The organism is Acidovorax sp. KPB24-07 (assembly GCF_057543315.1).
Genome location: NZ_BAAJYS010000072.1, coordinates 1 through 16264, shown reverse-complemented (window position 1 = coordinate 16264; position 16264 = coordinate 1). Strand labels below are relative to the sequence as shown.

Sequence of the window (16264 nt, the reverse complement as noted above, 5' to 3'; positions counted from 1 at the left end):
CCGGGCGCCATCGCCGGGCCTGGCGGGCCTGGCGGGCCCATCAGCCCGGCACCTCGGGCAGCAGCAGGCGAAAGCCCTGGCCGCGTTCGGTGACCAGTTGCGGCGCGCCGCCGAGCTTGCGGCGAATGCGGCCGATCAGCACGTCGATGGTGTTGGAGTCCGGGTCGAGGTCGCGCGCGTAAACGTGTTCGCCGATGTCGCTGCGCGTGAGCAGCTTGCCCGGGTGGTGCATGAAGTAGGCCAGGATCTTGTGCTCCTGCGCGGTGAGCTGCAGGCTCTGGCCCTGCAGCGAGAAGCGGCCCCGCACCACGTCGTACTCCAGCGGCCCCGCCTGCAGCACGGCGGCGGCCGACCCGGCCGTGCGGCGCAGCATGGCCCGCAGGCGCAGCACCACTTCGTCCATCAGGAACGGCTTGGTGAGATAGTCGTCCGCTCCGGCGTTGAATCCCGCGACCTTGTCGCTCCAGCGGTTGCGGGCCGTGAGCACCAGCACCGGCCAGTTGCGGCCCGCGCCGCGCCAGTCGTGCAGCACGCTCAGGCCATCCTTGCGAGGCAGGCCCAGGTCCAGCACGGCCGCGCTGTAGGCTTCAGCGCTGCCGGTGAAGGAGGCGGCTTCGCCGTCATGCTCCACATCCACGGCAAAGCCCGCGGCCTCCAGCGCGGCGCGCAGTTGCGCGGCGAGCGCGACGTCGTCTTCCACGACCAGGATGCGCATCAGTCACCCGCCTTTCGCCGCGTCACTTCCAGGGTCACGGCGTCGACCTCCAGCTCCAGCTTGAAGCCGTTGGGCTGCTGCAGCTCGACGCTGTAGTACGGGCGGTGGCGGTGGTCGCTCTCCAGTTCCACCTCCAGCACCAGGCCCGAGAAGCGCGGGCGCAGCGATTCCAGCACCACGTCCATGGATTTCAGGGGCGCCGGTGCAGCGGCCGCCTCCGGCCGATGCAGAACCTCGCCCGTGTTCACATCCATCAGCAGCTTCATCTCCACGGCAGGCTTGTCGGACAGCTTGACCTCGTAGACCGCCTTGCCCTGCGCATCGCGCTCGAACTCGGCGTTCACGACGCGCGCGCCGTACCGCTGCTCCAGCTGCTTGACGTACCGGGCCATCTGCGCCAGCGGGACGGGCTGCGTGGGCCACTCGCGCTCCTGCGCCACCACGGCGCCGGTGGCGGCATCCACCAGCACTTCCTGCTTGTTGCCCCGGGCGTCGATGAGGGTGATTTCGTAGCGCGGCTCGCCCTTGCGCCCGCGCTTGCTTTCCACCTCGATGACGCGGCCCGCGTACTGGCGGCTGATGTCCGCAACGATGCTGTTCAGGGGCTTGAGCTGGCCGTTGAGCACGCCGCGCCGCGCCGCGTCCTGCTCGGCCGCGCTCGCCTGCACGCACGCGAGCGCCACCGCCGCGACGGCGGCACGCAAAAGCACGCTCCGGGTCCATTTTTTCATCGCGGGATTATTGCCGGCGCCGTTAAACGGCACATGAACGGACGCTTCACGAAAGGTTTAGCAGCAGTTGCGCACACTGCCTCCCAGTTCTCGCCACCTTGCAACACCGAAAGGAAAAGCACCATGAAAAAGACCGTTCTGACCCTGGCCGTCGCCGCCGCTGCTGCCGCCGCATCCGCGCTGCCTTCCATGGCCTGGGCGCTGACGGCCCAGGAGGCCGCCAACGTGATCACCCAGCACCAGTACGTCGCGCCGCAAGACCTGCAAAAGCGGTACGGCTACTGGTCTGCCGACGCGGTCGCCCTCGACGGCCTGCGCGTGGACGTGCTGGTCAATGACGCGGACGGCAGCCTCACCACCGTGCGCAAGAGCGACATCGGCAAAACGCTGCCCAGTGTGGACCAGGTATCGCAGGCGCTGCGCGCCAAGGGCTACCAATTCGTGTACGACGTGGAATTGGACGATGGCTTCTGGGAAGCCAAGGCGCGCCAGTCCGCCAGCCAGGGCGAGAAGGTGGAGTTCGTGCTGCACCCGGTGACGCTGGAGGTGCTGAGCCAGGTGGGCCGCAGCGGCGGCACGGTCAACAACCAGCCGGTGCTGAGCGCCGACCAGGTGCGCCAGGCCCTGGAGCAGGTCGGCTACACCCGCGTGCGCGGCATCGAGTACGAAGACGGCTACTGGGAAGCCGAAGCCACCAACATGGCCGGTCTGAACATGGAACTGCGCGTGGAGCCCACCACCGGCAAGGTGATCAGCGAACGGCTGGACGACTAAAGGCGCCCGCAGCGGGCCTGAAAAAAGCACCGGGCCCCGGCATGCATGTGCATGCCGGGGCCCGGTCGTTTGGCGTTGCTGGCCAGCCGTTGCCGCTGGCCGGTGGCCGTTACTTCGACAGGTCCAGCCGGTACTTGGACGTGCCCTTGCCCGAGCCGTCGTCCGCCGCCATGAGCGTGACGTTGGCCAGGCCCGCGGCCTGGGCCACGGGCAGCGCGTTGGCGCCGGAGCTGAACACCACCGGGCCGGCCGTGGCCACCTTGGTGAAGCGCCAGCTCTTGGCCGCGCCGTTGGCGGCACGGGTCACGTTGGCGTTCTTGCGGATGTAGTCGATCACCACGTCGCGGTTGGCGTCCGGCGAGGCCCAGATCGTGCCCGAGCCGTCCAGCTTGTCGATGAAGCTCTTGCCGCTGGTGGCGCGGTAGTTGTTGGTGGCGATCACGAACTCCTGCGCCGCATTGATGGGCTGGCCCTTGTAGGTCAGGTTCTTGATGCGGCGGCCGGTGGGCTGCGTCACGTCGATCTCGTACTGCACGTCGGCCGTGGTGAACATGTCGAAGTTGTAGCCGGGGAAGGTGCTGATGAGCGGCTGCTCGGCGGTCTTGGCCGGGTCGATCTGGTTGAAGCGCTTGGCCGCGGCCTCCAGCCAGCCCTGGATGTCGGCGCCGTTCACCTTCACCGCGTACACGGTGTTGGGGTACAGGTACAGGTCGGCGGCGTTGTAGATCGCCAGCGGCCCGGTGGCCACGTCGGTGTAGTCGGCACCGCCCTGGAAGCCGGACTTGAACGGTGCGCTCACCGACAGCACGGGCAGTTGCGCGTACTGCGGCAGGTTGGCGGCCACGTAGGCGGCCACGTAGTCGCGCTGGGCCTGGTTCACGATCTGGATCGCGCCGGGGTCGCCCACGTCGGCGAACAGCGTGCTCATGCGGAAGTCGGTGCTGCCGATGGGCGTCTTCACGTAGGCGATGGCGGCCTGGTGCTGCGTCTCGATCAGGGGGGCGACGGTGGGGTCGGCATCCACATACACCGTGGCGCCCGCGGCGTTCTTGCCCTGGATGTTGCGCAGCTCGCTCTTGGTGGCGGTCTTGTTCACGGTCCAGGCCTTGCCGTCCCATTGCAGGGCCAGCTGGATCACGCCCAGCGCCTTGCCCCACGAGTTGGCCATCACGGCGGGCACGCCGTTGATGGTGCCGGCCTTGTTGTCCACGCCGGTTTGCGAATAGGCCGGCGTCGCGGCGGTATCGGGGAACACGCTGTGCTGGTGGCCCATGACCATGGCGTCGATGCCGGCGACCTTGGACAGGTACAGGCCCGGGTTCTCCATGGTGGCCGAGTAGGCGCCCGCATCGAGCCCGCCGTGCAGCAGGGCCACGACGATGTCGGCGCCCTTGGCGCGCAGCTCGGGCACGTATTTCTGCGCGGCTTCGACCGCGCCTTCGGTGTAGACCTTGCCTTCGAGGTAGCGCTTGTCCCAGTTCATGATGCCGGGGGTGGTGAAGCCGATCACGCCCACCTTGATGGGCAGCTTGACCTCCTTGCCGTCCGCGCCCTTGGAGACCAGCGTGCGCTCCAGGATGGTGTAGGGCTGCACCAGCGGCTTCTTGGTCTTGCTGCTGTACACGTTGGCCAGCACGGCGGGGTAGCCGGCGCCGGCGCATTTTTGTGCGGCATCAACGCCATCGACCTCCATGCCGCCGCCCAGCACCTGGTTGAGGAACGGCAGGCCGTAGTTGAACTCGTGGTTGCCCAGCGTGCCGGCATCGAAGCCCAAAGCGCCCATGGCCTTGTACATGGACAGTTGCTGGGTGCAGGGAATGGCCTTGACCACGGCCTCGTAGTCGGCCAGCGCCGTGCCCTGGATGGTGTCGCCGTTGTCGACCAGCAGCGTGTTGGCGAACTCCTTGCGCGCCTGGCGCACCAGCGTGGCGGTGCGCTCAAAGCCATAGCTCTTGTCTTCGGCGAGCTTGAAGTAGTCGTAGCTGCGCACGTTGAAGTGCAGGTCGGTCGTCTCCAGCACGGCCAGCGTGGCGGTGGCGCCGGCGTTGTTGTTGCCGTCGTTGTCGCTGCCGCCGCAGGCGGCCAGCAGGCTGGCGGCAGCGATCACGGTGAATGCGGTGAGGGCGGTCCGGCGGGTGGCCGGCGAGAGGTCTTGGCGTGGGAGGGTGTCCAGCATGCAATGGCCTGGGTGGTGGGTAAAGGCGAGAGTGTCACGAACCCGTTTGACACTGGCGTGACGCTGCCGTGGCCCGCCCGCAGTCACCGACCCGCCCGGGCCCTGCGCCCCGCTGGCCTGCGCGCCGTCAGTCCGCCGACGCGATCAGGTCCACCTCCACCGAGGCGTTCTTGGGCAGCTGCAGCACGCCGACCGAGGTGCGCGTGTGCGCCCCGGCCACCGGCCCCAGCACATGAAAGAGCACCTGCGAGGCCGCATCGGCCACCTCGCTTTGCTGCGTGAAGCCGGGCGCGGACTGCACGTACACCGTGATGCGCGGCACGGCGCGCACCGCATCCAGCGTACCCAGGCTGCGCTGCAGCAGCGCCAGGGCGCGCATCACGCACACCTGGGCGGCATGCTGCGCGCGCTCCAGGGGCACCTGCGCGCCCACGGCGCCGGTGACCACCACGGTGTCGCCCACGCGCGGGATCTGGCCGCTCAGGTAGATCTGCCGGCCGTCGCGCACCAGCGGCACGTAGTTGCCGCCGATCTTGATCTCGCCATCGAAGCGGTGGCCCAGGGCCAGCGCCTGTTCTTCGAACCGTGCATCGCAGGACATGGAATCTTTCCTCGGGTGTGGGACGGTGGAGGGAGTTGAAACAAAAAGTGCCCCCAGCACAATGAGTACTAGGGCATATTGCTATTAAATAAATAGCAAACGATCCATGGGGTGCCGCGTCATCCGCCGCGGTTGCGCATCCAGTCGGCCGTGCCCATGAAGCTCTCGCGCAGCCGGGTGCGCAGCTCGGCGGGCACCCCGGTCTCGTCCATGGCCTGGTCCATGCACGCGACCCACTGGTCGCGTTCCTTGATGCCGATCGAGAACGGCAGGTGCCGCGCGCGCAGGCGCGGGTGGCCGAAGCGGCTCTGGTAGTGGTCCGGCCCGCCGAGCCAGCCGCACAGGAACCAGAACAGCTTGTCGCGCGCGTCCGCCAGGGTGCTGCCGTGCGCGGCGCGCAGTTCAGCATAGCCGGGCTCCAGGTCCATGAGGTCGTAGAAGCGGTCCACGAGCGCGCGGACTTTGTCTTCGCCGCCGATCCACTCGAAGGGCGTGGTGGCGGGGCTGGGCGCGGGCTGGGATTCGGGTGTGGACATGGAGGCGGTGGAGAGAAAGCTAGCCCTCGATTGTAGAAAGCGTTGCCCCGCACGCGTTGCCCACCCGCAGGCAGGCGAACACCGCCACCGCCGTGAAAACCGTCACCCCGGCCAGCACGCGCAGCAAGCTAAAACAGTACGACCAGCGGATTACAGGAAAGCGGGCCAAGGTGGAATACGCGTTCGTGGGTATGCCTGCCATGGCACATCTGCGTCTGGGGTCGGGGTTATCTCGGCCTGTTTCCGGTTTCTGCAACAAAGCCCGTGAAAACAGGTAACGTTCGGGATACTTCCCAGCGTTTCGCCGAAGCGACAATCATTTCGCATGCATTAAAAATAATCCGTCTTTTTTTTAGAAAATCACAGTCAATATCCCGTGATTTTTTCGAACCCTACACTCACAACATCATCAAATGGACAAACTATCTGGATCTTCATCATCATCTTCGTCAGTGACGTGGAATGCAGTAAACGATTTGGTCGCGGATGTGAGCGAACGAACAAAACTTTCAACCACCGGTTACCAGACCGCAATGGGGCGTTTAAATAAATCTCATAAACCAGACAGCGAAGCTTTGATGACCTTAAGCAGAGCTCGGCAATACACGGATACTGCAAAAAGAACGTACTCATCCGAAACGCTTAAAAAAACTTGCGGATCTACAGCAAAATAGAATCTATCGCACATCTAGCGGAAATCTACGAGGCGCAATCGAGATGACACCAGAGCAACTTACAAACTGCGTACAAAAATGTAGAGAAAGTGGATTTTCAAATTGCGACATACAAGCATTGGAAATAGGACTGCATCTTCGACATAAGATTGGGATCAAAGATTTCACCATTTATAGCAATAGCAAATTAAGTCACAACTACGTTGTGATAAATGCATGCACAGATTTTCCAAAAGGTGCAATCGTTGACTCCTGGACAGGGCAAGGAATTCAGGAGTTGGATTTTAAGACACGAATGAAATTTAAACACCGGGAAGAAAATTACCAAATCAACGAAAACATGCATCAGTGGATCGAGCAATATGGATCCGAGCACGTAATTGATTAATTTTGTGACCGCTGGCAGGTTGCGGCATCGAGCAATCCTCCAAGAAAACATACGGGAGGCATGCCCGACTTCCTGGCGCGCGACGCCATCGAGCGGGGCGAATTGCGGCAGGTGCTGGCCACGCACCTGGTGCACACCGGGCAGTTCTCGGCCCTGTGGCCGTCGAGCCGGCAGCTGTCGCCCAAGGTGCGGGCGTTCGTGGACTTCATCGGCGAGCGGCTGTTCAAGGCCGCGCCGGGACTAGGCGTGGATTGAGGTGCGCCAGCGGGTCGATCAATCGAATGATCGGGCGGACGGGCAAGCGCGTTCGGCGAGTTTGATTATGAAAAAAGCGACGTTCCTCTCTGCCCGCGGCAGGCATAGCCTTCGGGCTTCATCCATCGGAGAGAGAGAACGAACACCATGCGCATCCGCTTCATCGCATCCCTGGTCGCCGCCGCGTTCGCCGTATCGGGCGTGGCCCACGCCGACCAGCTGGCCGACATCAAGAAAAAGGGCGAGTTGGTCGTCGGCGTGCTGGGCACCGACGAACCCAACAGCTTCATCGACCCCAAGACGCGCGAGCTGATCGGCTACGACATCGACCTGGGCAAGGCGATCGCCAGGAAGATCGGCGTCAAGCCCGTGTTCAAGCAACTGGCCGTGGCCGCGCGCATCCCCGAACTGCAGCAGGGCCACGTGGACATCCTGGCCGCATCGCTCACCCACAACAAGGAGCGCGAGGCGCAGATCGATTTCTCGCTGACCACCTTCGTCACCGGCCAGAAGGTGCTGGTCAAGAAGGCCAGCGGCATCAAGGACGTGGCGGACCTGGCCGGCAAGCGTGTGGTGACGGTCAAGGGCGGCACGCAGGAGCCCAACGTGCGCAAGGCCGTGCCCACCGTGGAGGTGGTGACGTTCGAGACGACGCAGCAGGCGTTCCTCGCACTGCAGCAAGGCAAGGGCGTGGGCTACGTGAACGACGAATCCTCGTTGATCGACGACTTCGGCAAGCTGGGCCCGCGCAACAAGGACTACGCCATCCTGCCCACCAACCTGAGCGTGGAGCCGCTGGCGCTGGGCATCAAGAAGGGCGAGACCGCCGTGAAATCCATTGTGGACGACACGCTGCGCGAGCTGGAGAAATCCGGCGAGGCCGAGAAGATCTTCTTCAAGTGGTACGGCCCCGGCACCAAGATCCAATTCACCACCCGCCCCTTCAAGTTCGAATCGGACAAGATCGACGGCTGATGGACGCACCCATGGCGGCATGGCCGCCGGGGGCAGCGCACGGGCGGCGGGCATGCCATTGGCGCATGCGGGCCGCCCTGTGGCAGGCACCCCGGTGGCGGGCCGCCGCGCCCGCATGCCCCGCGTGCGGCGTTTTCCGAATGACTGGCGTGCATGCCCTTGTTTGACTACTCCTTGCTGCTGAGCGGCAAGTACCACCTCATGATGGTGGGCGGCCTGCTGCTGTCGCTGCAGCTGCTGGCCGTCTCGCTGGTGCTGGCCCTGCCCCTGGCCCTGGTCGTGGCGCTCCTGCGCCTGGCGCCGGTGGCGCCCCTGCGCTGGGCTGGCTTCGCCTTCGTGGAGGGCATGCGCAACGTGCCGCTGCTGGCGCACCTGCTGTTCTGGTACTTCGGCGCGCCCGAACTGCTGCCCGAATCGGCCAAGCAGTGGCTGTATGACAGCGGCCATGCCGAGGCGGCCGCGGCCGTTGTCGCGCTGTCGCTGTACACCGCGGCCTTCATGGCCGAGGACATCCGCAGCGGCATCCGCGCGGTGTCCACGGTGCAGATGGAGGCGGGGCGCGCCCTGGGGCTGGGGTTCCTCGCCACCATGCTGCGCGTGGTGCTGCCGCAGGCGCTGCGCGTGACCGTGCCGCCCCTCATCTCGCAGGCGCTCAACCTCTGGAAGAACACCTCCATCGCCACCGTGATCGGCGTGGCCGAACTCATGTATCAGGCGGCCAAGGTGGAAAGCGCCACGTTCCGCAGCATCGAGGCGTTCGCCTTCGCGAGCGCCGCCTACCTCACGGTGTCGCTGCTCATCACGGCTCTGGCGAGCTGGTACCACCACCGCTACCCCGTGCGGACGGTCTGAACCTTTCCCCAAAAAAGCATGCGCGAACTCTTCGACACCTACTGGCTGTACTTTCTCGTCGGCCAGTACCCCAACGGCCCGCTGGGCGGCCTGACGCTCACGCTGCTGTTGGCGGCGGGCGCACTGTTGCTGGCGCTGCCGCTGGGCGTGCTGTTCGGCCTGGCGCGCGTGAGCCCGTGGCGCTCGGTGCGCTGGCCGGTCACGGCCGTCGTCTTCGTGGTGCGCGGCACGCCGCTGCTGATGGTGGTGTTCTGGGCCTATTTCTTCCTGCCCAGCGTGACGGGGGTGAAGACCGACCAGTTCACCACCATGCTGGTCGCGCTCGTGGTGTTCAACGCGGCCTACTTGGCCGAGATCGTGCGCGCCGGCATCCGGGGCCTGCCGCGCGGGCAGATGGAATGCGCCCGCGCCCTGGGCCTGTCGTACCCCCGCGCCATGCGCCGGGTGGTGCTGCCGCAGGCGCTGCGCAACATGCTGCCTTCGCTGGTGAACCAGTTCGTCGTCACCATCAAGGAGACCTCGCTGGGCTACATCATCGGGCTCACGGAGGTGGCCTTCATCGCCACGCAGATCAACACCCAGGTCTTCATCCGGCCGGCCGAAGTGTTCGGCATCCTGGGCCTGACCTACTTCGTGCTGTGCTTCGGCCTGTCGCGCCTGGCGTACGCGCTGGAGCGCCGGCTGGCGCGGCGCGCGGCCCCCTCCTCTTCTTCCGGACTCCGAACGACATGATCGAACTGCACGGCGTGAACAAGTGGTACGGCAGCTACCACGCCCTGGTGGACGTGACCGAAACCATCGCCCAGGGCGAGGTGGTCGTGGTGTGCGGGCCTTCGGGCTCGGGCAAGTCCACGCTGATCCGCACGCTCAACCGGCTCGAACCCATCCAGGGCGGGCGCATCCTGATCGACGGGCAGCCCATCCACGGGCCGGGCGTGGACGTGAACGCGCTGCGCTCGCGCATCGGCTTCGTGTTCCAGCAGTTCAACCTGTTTCCACACCTGTCGGTGCTGCACAACTGCACGCTGGCCCCCATCCAGTTGCGTGGCCTGTCGCGCCAGGCGGCCGAGCAGCGGGCCCTGGCCCTGCTCGACCGCGTGGGCCTGGCGCACAAGGCCCAGGCCTGGCCCAGCGAACTCTCGGGCGGCCAACAGCAGCGCGTGGCCATCGCCCGCGCCCTGGCCATGGAGCCGCCGCTCATGCTGTTCGACGAGCCCACCAGCGCGCTGGACCCCGAGATGGTGGGCGAGGTGCTGGTGGCCATGCGCGACCTGGCCCAGGGCGGCATGACCATGGTCTGCGTAACGCACGAGATGGGGTTTGCCCGCGAAGTGGCCGACCGCGTGCTCTTCATGGACGAAGGCCGCGTGCTGGAGCGCGCCACGCCGGCCGACTTCTTCGGCCGCCCGCAGCACCCGCGAGCGCAGCAGTTCCTGTCGGACATCCGCACGCCGTTCGCGCGGGCGGCATAGCGGCGCCGCTGCGCTGCGCTGTTCAGGCTCTTTTGCGCTACTCCGCCGCGCGGCGCAGCGTCTCCACCACCGGGCGGCGCAGCACATCGCGCAGGCCCCACCAGCCCGCGGCCAACGCCAGCACGGCCCCGGCCAGTGCGCCGATGATCGGCACCCAGGGCGTGGCCGTCCAGGCGAAGTCGAACACGTAGCGCGCGAGCGCCCAGCCCACGGCCACCGCCACCCCGCTGGCAAGAAAGCCCGCCAGCAGCCCCACGCCGGCCAGTTCGGCCCGCTGCACCTGGCGCAGCAGGCTGGCGCGCGCGCCCACGGCCCGCATGATGGCGAACTCGCGCGCCCGCTCCTCGCGCGTGGCCGTCACGGCGGCGAACAGCACCACCAGCCCTGCGGCCAGCGTGAAGCCGAAGAGAAACTCCACCGCGCGGATCACCTGCGCGAGCACGCCCTGCACCTGGGCCAGCGTGGCGCTCATGTCCACGTTGGTGATGTTGGGAAACGCCCGCACCAGCGTGTTGTCGAAGCCCGGCGTGGCCGGCGCGCGGTAGGCCGCCAGGTAGGTCACCGGCAGTTCGGGCGGCAGCTGGCCCACCGTATACATCACGAAGAAGTTGGCGCGCAGCGAGCCCCAGTCCACCTTGCGCAGGCTGGTGATGCGCGCCTCGCTGACCACCCCGCCGATGTCAAAGCGCAGCGTGTCGCCGAGCTTCAGGCCCAGCGTCTCGGCGATGCCGTCCTCCACGCTCACCGCATCCTTCTCGCCCGGCGTCCAGCGGCCGGCCACCACGGGGTTGTGGGTGGGCGCCTGCTCGGCGTTCGACAGGTTGAACTCGCGGTCGACCAGGCGCTTGGCGCGGTCGTCGGTGTAGTCGGCCGGGCCCACCTCGCGCCCGTTGATGGCCACCAGCCGGCCGCGGATCATCGGGTACCAGTCGTACTGCGACACGCCGCCGTCGCGCAGCGCTTTCTGAAAAGCCTCCGACTGGTCGGGCATGACGTTGATCACGAAGCGGTTGGGCGCATCGGCCGGGGTGGAGCGCTGCCAGCTGCTGATGAGGTCGGTGCGCAGCAGCACCAGCAGCACCAGCGCCAGCAGCCCCACCGCGAGGCTGCTGACCTGCACCACCGCATACACCGGCCGGGCCGAGATCTGCCGCGTGGCCAGCACCAGCCAGCGCGGGGCCGTGGCCTCGTTCACGCTGCGGCGCAGCAGCTTCACCGCGCCCCAGGCCAGCCCGGCGAACAGCAGCACCGCCCCCGCGAAACCGCCCACGGCGATCAGTCCCAGCTTCAGGTCGCTGCTGACCGCCAGCAGCAGCGCGGCGAACCCGGCCACGCCCACGCCCAGCACCGCCAGCGAGGCGGGTTTCAGGCCACCCAGGTCGCGCCGGATCACGCGCAACGGCGGCACCTGCGACAGTTGCAGCACCGGCGGCAGCCCGAAGGCGAACATCAGCGTGAGGCCCATCCCGAGGCCGAACGCCACCGGCCACAGGCTGGGCGCGGGCAGCGCCGTTTCCACCAGCCCCGCCAGCAACAGCACGAACACGTGGTGCACCGCGTAGCCCAGCAGCACACCCAGTGCGCTGGCGAACAGCCCGATCAGCGCGAACTCGACCACGTAACCGCCCGCAATGGTGCGCTGGCTCTGGCCCAGCACGCGCAGCAGCGCGGCCGCATCGAGGTGTTCGTTGGCAAAGCCGCGCGCCGCCAGCGCCACGGCTACGGCCGACAGCAGCGCCGCGAGCAGCGCCACGAGGTTGAGGAATTTCTGCGCCCGGTCCAGCGTCTGGCGCATCTCGGGGCGGCCGCTGTCCAGCGACTCCACGCGCACGCCGTGCACATCGGGCGCCTTCACCGCCTCGGCCGCCCAGTCGCCGAACTGCTGGACCGCCCGCGCCTCGCCCGCCACGGCAAAGCGGTAGGTGAGCCGGCTGGCCGGCTGCACCAGCCCGGTGGCGGGCAGGTCCAGCGCATTGACCATGACGCGCGGCGCAAAGCTCATGAAGCCCGCGCCCCGGTCGGGCTCGATGGCGATGATGCGGGCAATGCGCAACTGCGCGTCGCCCAGCAGCAGCGAATCGCCCATCTGCAGGCCCAGCGAGCCCAGCACCGGCGCATCCACCCACACTTCGCCGGGCGCCGGAATGTCGCGCGTGGCCCGCGCGGGTGCACCCGGCGCCTCCGCCACCTGCAGGCTGCCACGCAGCGGGTAGCCCGGCTCCACGCTTTTGAGCGCCACCAGCCGGCTGGCGCCGCCCTGCGCATCGCTCGCGCGGCCCATGGTGGGAAAGCCCAGCGTCGTGACCGTGGACAGGCCCGCGGCCTTCGCCCGTTCGACGAACGCCGCCGGCGTGGGGTTGTCGCTGGCCACCACCACATCGCCGCCCAGCAGCTGCAGCGCATCGCGCTGCAACCCGCCCTGCAACCGATCGGCAAAGAACCCCACCGAAGTGAGGGCCGCCACGGCCAGCGTGACCGCCACGATGAGAAGGCGCAATTCGCCAGCCCGCAGATCGCGCCACAGCGTGCGCCAGCCAATTCGGAAGAAGGACAGATTCATGGGGAGCGACGTTAGCGCAAATGGGTTGGGCTTCGGGTGGGAAGGGGCTCAGGGCGAGGGGGATTTGGAATTTCGCAGCGCCCAGGGTGGATGGATGGGGAAGAAGACCCCGATGACGCCTTATGATCCGCGCCGCCAGAACGTGACTCATCCGCAACCTTCTGGCAACCAATCAAGATCAAAAAGGGAGTTATCAATGGGTTGGAATGAAACCGCGTTGAGCCTCAGCCGCGCCGTTGGCGACCGAATCGCTTTGGACGCGAGTTACCCAGCGGCGCAGTGCCTTCGGAATTTGCAGTTGGTCGATTTGCCCTATGCAATGGAGAGAAACGGTTTTCGCGTCGGCGCAGCGCTGATGAAGCGATGGTTCACCCACCCGGCATTTGCAATGCCCCCTGCATGGAAAGACCCCTCACAAAGCCAGTTGGATCATCGGACGGTAAGCGCACACTATTTGGACACAACGACAGTCCCCATGTCCTGGGCCCTATCGTTCGGAAGAACGCATGAAAAGTTGGAGGAACTCAAGCGCGCCATCCAAGGACAACTCTTGGCAAAAAGCCTTGTTGCTTCTCAAGACAGACTTTTTGGCAGATTGCAGCGGGCTGGCAAGCTGGGAACACACCCCATGGTTTTCGGCTCGGGCCTGCCGGCGGTCGATTTGCATGAGACTGCGCACCTGAACTCCCGCGTCGTCAGCAGCAATGGATTCGAGAAGTTAACGGACCCGATTGACGATCTTTACTGCGCACTGGGCGCGTTCACCTTGCACGCTGCCGCAGAAGGGATCGTGACGCCACTGCACCAGCAACGCGGTCCATTCACGCACCAAATTGACATTCATAGTCTGGGCTTTTACATCCGGGACTGCTATGACTTCACAGAAGATCAACCTCTTGGCAACTGGAGCACAGACGAGGTGGGAATGGCTCCCATGCCTCGCTTAGCGATGGTAGAAAATGCAAGCTTTCGCCGGTGGCGGGCGGTCCATCAACGCGGGGGCGATTTTCTGATTTTCTCAAACGTCCATTGGGAAAAGTTGAGTGCTCCAATCACGTGGTTTCTCAAAGTTCCCTGAGATGAAAGACCTATCCCCCATCAACGGACCTCGCAGTCAGAAGGCTCGACGCTGGCGCCGCCGTCTTGGCATCCTCTTCGGTGTCCTGGCAGCCACCGTGGTCGCGGCCCTTTTTCTGTTGACTGAAACCTTCGACAAGGCGAGGCTGGTGCATACCGATATCTGCGGCAATGGAAACTATCGGCTGGGTGTCTACAAATACAGCGGCGGCGCGGGGTATGTCGAATTAACGGACAGAGACGGCAAGGCGTTCGGTCGATCGGACTTTTCGGACGGTGCTTATCTTGATCCGGAATGGTCAAACGATTGCCTCACGGTCACTGTGGGAACCGACACAGATCGCGTGAAACTCGTGGTACCGCGTTGAAGCAGATGCATGCCCGCTTGCAGCATCTGAAATTCTCATTTATCTATTCATAAAATCATTCACAGCGACGGCTTGCCCTGGTGGATCTTCGACATGCGCCCTCAGGGTTATCTGGGGCGTGCCTTCAACCAGCGCCACGGGGGGCGTCTCGGGTTACCGGAACGGCTGAACGACTGGGGAGACACCCATGCGCTGCGCGCCCTGCTGCTTCAGGGAGACGACCTGCCGGGCAACCTTCTTTTGGGTGCAGCGGCACGCGAGCAGTTCGTCAATGCGCCAGCCCCGGTGCCCATCCCAGCGGCTCGGAGACCCCAGGCCTATGTGGAACTTGCGGCAGCGGCAGCGCGCGGCGAATTGCAGGGGTCGTCCGCAGCGGGTAAACAACCGAAATTCACCGCCTATGTGCGACCGGAAACCGGGCCGGCCGTGCACACCATCGTCAAGTTCTCCGCCTCGCTGCCGAGCTTGGTGAGCGAGCGCTGGCGCGATCTCCTGCTGGCGGAACACATCGCGCTGCAGGTGCTGGGAGACGCGGGCATCCCCGCATCGCTCACCCGTGTCATCGACCATGGCACGCAGCGGTTTCTCGAAGTGCAGCGTTTCGACCGGGTGGGGGCCCTGGGTCGCCGCGCGCTGCACTCTCTCGCGGCACTCGACGCCGAGTTCATGGGCCACGGTGGCCGATGGCCAGACATCGCGCAGGCATTGGCACGCGCGCGGATCATCGTGCCCGAAGCGTTGGAGGGGGCCTGCCTGCTCTGGGCTTTCGGCACCCTGATCGGCAATACCGACATGCACAGTAGAAATCTTTCGTTCATGTCGGAACAGGGCCGCCCCTACCAGCTGGCACCCGCTTACGACATGACGCCCATGGCCTTCGCACCGACGGCCGGCGGGGATCTTCCGCAGCGCACGCTGGAGCTGAACGTGGGTCATCAAGTCCCTGCCCGCGCATGGCTCCACGCCCTGCCTCTGGCCCAGGACTTCGTGCAGCGCCTGGAGAAAGCCGAAGGCCTCAGCGGTGGATTCGGGCCTTGCCTTGCCGCCCTGCAATCGCATGTCGCCCTGGCGGCCGAGCGGATCGGTCGACTGGCTCCATGACCCTCTTTCGTCCTATCCGTCCGCGCCCCCGTACCGCACCGCCCGCGGCGGGCGGCACAGCCCCCACAGCGTGATGCCGGCCTGCTGCGCCAGGTCGATGGCCAGCGAGGTGGGGGCCGACACGGCGGCCAGCAGGGGAATGTCGAGCCGGGCGCACTTGCGCACCAGTTCGTAGCTGGCGCGGCTGGACATGACGACGAAGCCGTCCTCCCCCAGCCGACCCTGCGCGGCCAACTGGCCGATGAGCTTGTCGAGGGCGTTGTGGCGGCCCACGTCTTCGAGCAGGTCGGTCAGCTCGCCGCCTGGCGTGGCCCAGCCGGCGGCATGGACGGCGCCGGCCGCGGCATTGAGCGACTGCCGGGCGGGCATGGCGGCCACGGCGCGCAATATCGCGTCGGCAGGCAGCGCACCGGCCCAGGCGCGTTCGGTGACGCGTTCGGGCACCAGGTCCAGCGCCTGCAGGCTGTCGATGCCGCACACGCCGCAACCCGTGCGACCCGCGAGCGAGCGGCGCTTGTCTTTCAGGCGCGCGAAGCAGCGTGCCGTGATGTCCACCCGCACCTCGCACGCGGTGGCCGTGCCGGCCGGGACCCCGGCGGGCGCCTGCAGCGCATGCACCTCGATGCCGTGGCAGTCACCCGGCTGGTCGATGATCCCCTCGCTCAGGGCGAAGCCGAGGGCGAAGGCATGCAGGTCGGCGGGCGTGGCCATCATCACGGCGTGCGAGAGGCCGTTGAACACCAGGGCCACCGGTACTTCGGCGGCCACCGCGTCGTCCTCCCACACGGCAGGCACAGCACCCGGCGGGCAGGGATGGCGCTGCACGCTGCGGGTGGCCAGCGGCGTGGGCAGGGGGCGTCCTTCGTCGTCCAGGCCCTCGGGGCCGGCAGATTCTTGCGCCCCTCCCATGCCCGCCAGCTGCTGCCGCCCGGCATCGGTCAGCCAGGCCAGCCAGCGGCTGTCGTCCTGCGCCACGCGCACCCAACCGGGGCCCGGCTGGCCGCCCACG

At 66.4% G+C, this 16264-nt stretch carries 16 protein-coding genes and 1 pseudogene; 10 read left to right on the top strand and 7 right to left on the bottom strand.

Annotated features, from left to right (window positions below; all coding sequences use genetic code 11):
* Positions 1 to 40 precede the first annotated feature (40 nt).
* Together AC27IQ_RS10540 and AC27IQ_RS10535 are read right to left on the bottom strand one after the other, a co-directional pair.
* A complete protein-coding gene (locus AC27IQ_RS10540; protein ID WP_487089426.1) occupies positions 41 to 715 on the bottom strand; it encodes a response regulator transcription factor in 675 nt (224 codons plus the stop codon).
* Complete coding sequence (locus tag AC27IQ_RS10535) at positions 715 to 1446, bottom strand: PepSY domain-containing protein (RefSeq protein ID WP_487089425.1); 732 nt, start codon at positions 1444 to 1446, stop codon at positions 715 to 717. Before AC27IQ_RS10535 ends, AC27IQ_RS10540 begins: the two co-directional genes overlap by 1 nt.
* A 123-nt stretch (positions 1447 to 1569) precedes the next feature.
* Between AC27IQ_RS10535 and AC27IQ_RS10530 the strand changes: the two genes are divergently transcribed.
* A complete protein-coding gene (locus AC27IQ_RS10530; RefSeq protein ID WP_487089424.1) occupies positions 1570 to 2220 on the top strand; it encodes a PepSY domain-containing protein in 651 nt (216 codons plus the stop codon).
* Positions 2221 to 2329: 109 nt separating this feature from the next.
* Here the strand turns inward: AC27IQ_RS10530 and AC27IQ_RS10525 are convergent, their stop codons facing one another.
* From AC27IQ_RS10525 to AC27IQ_RS10515, 3 genes are all read right to left on the bottom strand, one after another.
* The gene (locus tag AC27IQ_RS10525; protein ID WP_487089423.1) at positions 2330 to 4396 is read right to left on the bottom strand and encodes a bifunctional 2',3'-cyclic-nucleotide 2'-phosphodiesterase/3'-nucleotidase; all 2067 of its coding nucleotides are present in this window, start codon (positions 4394 to 4396) and stop codon (positions 2330 to 2332) included.
* Between the two features lie 127 nt (positions 4397 to 4523).
* Positions 4524 to 4997, bottom strand: coding sequence for a RidA family protein (locus AC27IQ_RS10520; RefSeq protein WP_284393513.1), 474 nt, complete (start codon positions 4995 to 4997; stop codon positions 4524 to 4526).
* 119 nt (positions 4998 to 5116) lie between these two features.
* Positions 5117 to 5533, bottom strand: coding sequence for a group II truncated hemoglobin (locus AC27IQ_RS10515; RefSeq protein WP_487089422.1), 417 nt, complete (start codon positions 5531 to 5533; stop codon positions 5117 to 5119).
* 92 nt (positions 5534 to 5625) lie between these two features.
* Between AC27IQ_RS10515 and AC27IQ_RS10510 the strand changes: the two genes are divergently transcribed.
* The 6 genes and pseudogenes from AC27IQ_RS10510 (at position 5626) to AC27IQ_RS10485 (ending at position 10149) form a co-directional block, all read left to right on the top strand.
* Positions 5626 to 5811 carry a hypothetical protein gene (locus AC27IQ_RS10510; RefSeq protein ID WP_487089421.1) on the top strand — a complete coding sequence of 62 codons (186 nt, stop codon included), beginning with the start codon at positions 5626 to 5628 and terminating at the stop codon, positions 5809 to 5811.
* 844 nt (positions 5812 to 6655) lie between these two features.
* Positions 6656 to 6850: pseudogene (locus AC27IQ_RS10505) on the top strand (LysR substrate-binding domain-containing protein); the annotation flags it as partial.
* A gap of 147 nt (positions 6851 to 6997) precedes the next feature.
* Positions 6998 to 7825 (top strand): ABC transporter substrate-binding protein, encoded by an 828-nt coding sequence (locus AC27IQ_RS10500; protein WP_487089420.1) that lies wholly within the window; start codon positions 6998 to 7000, stop codon positions 7823 to 7825.
* A gap of 153 nt (positions 7826 to 7978) precedes the next feature.
* The gene (locus AC27IQ_RS10495) at positions 7979 to 8677 is read left to right on the top strand and encodes an amino acid ABC transporter permease (protein ID WP_487089419.1); all 699 of its coding nucleotides are present in this window, start codon (positions 7979 to 7981) and stop codon (positions 8675 to 8677) included.
* An 18-nt stretch (positions 8678 to 8695) separates the two neighbouring features.
* Positions 8696 to 9409 (top strand): amino acid ABC transporter permease, encoded by a 714-nt coding sequence (locus AC27IQ_RS10490; protein ID WP_487089418.1) that lies wholly within the window; start codon positions 8696 to 8698, stop codon positions 9407 to 9409.
* Entirely contained in the window at positions 9406 to 10149 is a 744-nt protein-coding gene (locus AC27IQ_RS10485) for an amino acid ABC transporter ATP-binding protein (protein WP_487089417.1), read from the top strand. Before AC27IQ_RS10490 ends, AC27IQ_RS10485 begins: the two co-directional genes overlap by 4 nt.
* Positions 10150 to 10186: 37 nt before the next feature.
* On the opposite strand, the gene AC27IQ_RS10480 is transcribed toward AC27IQ_RS10485, so the two are convergent.
* The gene (locus AC27IQ_RS10480) at positions 10187 to 12709 is read right to left on the bottom strand and encodes an ABC transporter permease (RefSeq protein WP_487089416.1); all 2523 of its coding nucleotides are present in this window, start codon (positions 12707 to 12709) and stop codon (positions 10187 to 10189) included.
* Between the two features lie 112 nt (positions 12710 to 12821).
* On the opposite strand from AC27IQ_RS10480, the gene AC27IQ_RS10475 reads away from it, so the two are divergent.
* From AC27IQ_RS10475 to yjjJ, 3 genes are all read left to right on the top strand, one after another.
* A complete protein-coding gene (locus AC27IQ_RS10475) occupies positions 12822 to 13787 on the top strand; it encodes a DUF6402 family protein (RefSeq protein ID WP_487089415.1) in 966 nt (321 codons plus the stop codon).
* A gap of 1 nt (position 13788) precedes the next feature.
* Complete coding sequence (locus AC27IQ_RS10470; RefSeq protein ID WP_487089414.1) at positions 13789 to 14154, top strand: hypothetical protein; 366 nt, start codon at positions 13789 to 13791, stop codon at positions 14152 to 14154.
* Positions 14155 to 14226: 72 nt separating this feature from the next.
* Complete coding sequence (yjjJ, locus tag AC27IQ_RS10465) at positions 14227 to 15255, top strand: type II toxin-antitoxin system HipA family toxin YjjJ (protein WP_487089413.1); 1029 nt, start codon at positions 14227 to 14229, stop codon at positions 15253 to 15255.
* 12 nt (positions 15256 to 15267) lie between these two features.
* Here yjjJ and fdhD read toward each other — a convergent pair whose 3' ends face one another.
* Positions 15268 to 16164 carry a formate dehydrogenase accessory sulfurtransferase FdhD gene (fdhD, locus tag AC27IQ_RS10460; RefSeq protein ID WP_487089427.1) on the bottom strand — a complete coding sequence of 299 codons (897 nt, stop codon included), beginning with the start codon at positions 16162 to 16164 and terminating at the stop codon, positions 15268 to 15270.
* Between the last annotated feature and the right edge of the window lie 100 nt (positions 16165 to 16264).